The sequence below is a fragment of the Herbaspirillum sp. B65 genome, from assembly GCF_000333555.1.
GTDB classification, from domain to species: domain Bacteria; phylum Pseudomonadota; class Gammaproteobacteria; order Burkholderiales; family Burkholderiaceae_D; genus Herbaspirillum; species Herbaspirillum rubrisubalbicans.
The window spans coordinates 1-1,602 of the sequence record NZ_BADI01000014.1; the positions used below are offsets into that span (position 1 = coordinate 1).

General features: G+C 60.0%; 1 protein-coding gene and 1 pseudogene. Both read left to right on the plus strand.

What is annotated here, in order from left to right; genetic code table 11:
* Positions 1 to 753, plus strand: a pseudogene (locus I5W_RS00285) (NADH-quinone oxidoreductase subunit L); the annotation flags it as partial.
* Between the two features lie 22 nt (positions 754 to 775).
* Positions 776 to 1,602 (plus strand): NADH-quinone oxidoreductase subunit M (locus I5W_RS00290; RefSeq protein ID WP_044527754.1); only part of this gene is annotated, 827 nt, incomplete at its 3' end.

Genomic DNA, 1,602 nt, shown 5'->3' on the forward strand with positions numbered 1-1,602 from the left:
TTCATGGTCTTCCATGGCAAGGAGCGCTTCGGCCAGGCCCACGCGCATGACGACCATCACGCCCCGGCTGCGGCCCATGGCGTGCATGACGATCACGGCCACGATGCGCATGATGCCCATGATGACCACGGTCATGACGAGCACCATCACGGTCTGGCTCCGGGGCAGAAGCCGCACGAGTCGCCGCTGGTGGTGACCCTGCCGCTGATCCTGCTGGCCATTCCTTCGGTCATCATTGGTTTCTTCGCGATCTCGCCGATGCTGTATGGCGACTTCTTCAAGGGCGTGATCTTCTTTGGTGACAACCACAAGGTCATGGAAGAACTGGCCCACGAATACCACGGTCCGCTGGCCATGGTGCTGCACGCCTTTACCACTGCACCGCTGTGGCTGGCCATTGCCGGTGTGGTCGTGGCCTACTACTGCTACATGATCAACCCGCGCGTGCCGGCCTGGTTCAAGGAAAAGTTCAGCATCATCTATACCATCCTGGACAACAAGTACTACATGGACAAGTTCAACGAAGTGGTCTTCGCCGGCGGTGCCCGCCTGCTGGGCAACGGACTGTCCATCGTGGGCGACCGTGGCATCATCGACGGCTTGTTCGTCAACGGCAGTGCCAAGGTCGTCGGCTGGTTCTCGAAGTTCACGCGTCTCTGGCAGTCCGGTTACATCTATCACTATGCATTCGTGATGATCATCGGGGTGCTGGGTTTCCTGGTGTGGTTCATGCCGTTCCCGTTCGCCAAATAAGCTGTCCGAGTAAATAACAACCATGATGCAGTCAACATTTCCCATCTTGAGCCTCGCGATCTGGGTACCGATCGTCTTCGGCATCCTCGTCCTGGCACTGGGCCGCGACAGCAATCCGGGCCTGGCCCGCTGGCTGGCGTTGTTCGGTTCGCTGGTCGGCCTGGTCGTTACTTTCCCTCTGATCCAGCATTTCGATCCGCTGGCGCACGGTTACCAGTTCGTCGAAAAGACGCCTTGGATTGACCGCTTCAGCATCAGCTACTACCTCGGCCTGGACGGTATCTCGCTGTGGTTCGTGCCGCTGACGGCCTTCATCACGGTCATCGTGGTGCTGGCCGGCTGGGTGGTGATCCAGAAGCGCGTGGCTCAGTACATGGGCGCCTTCCTGATCCTCTCGGGCATCATGGTCGGCGTCTTCTCGGCGCTGGACGCGATGCTGTTCTACGCCTTCTTCGAAGCGACCCTGATCCCGATGTTCATCATCGTCGGTGTGTGGGGCGGCGACAACCGCGTGTATGCGGCTTTCAAGCTGTTCCTCTACACGCTGCTGGGTTCGCTGTTGATGCTCATCGCGCTGATTTATCTCTACTTCGTCTCCGGCGGCAGCTTCGAGATCCCGGTCTGGCACCAGGTACCGCTGTCGATGCTGGAACAGAAGATCCTGTTCTTTGCCTTCCTGGGCGCCTTTGCCGTGAAGGTGCCGATGTGGCCGGTACACACCTGGCTGCCGGACGCCCACGTGCAGGCGCCCACCGGCGGCTCCATCGTGCTGGCGGCAATCATGTTGAAGCTGGNCGCCTACGGTTTCCTGCGCTTCTCGCTGCCGATCCTGCCTGACGCCAGCCATGC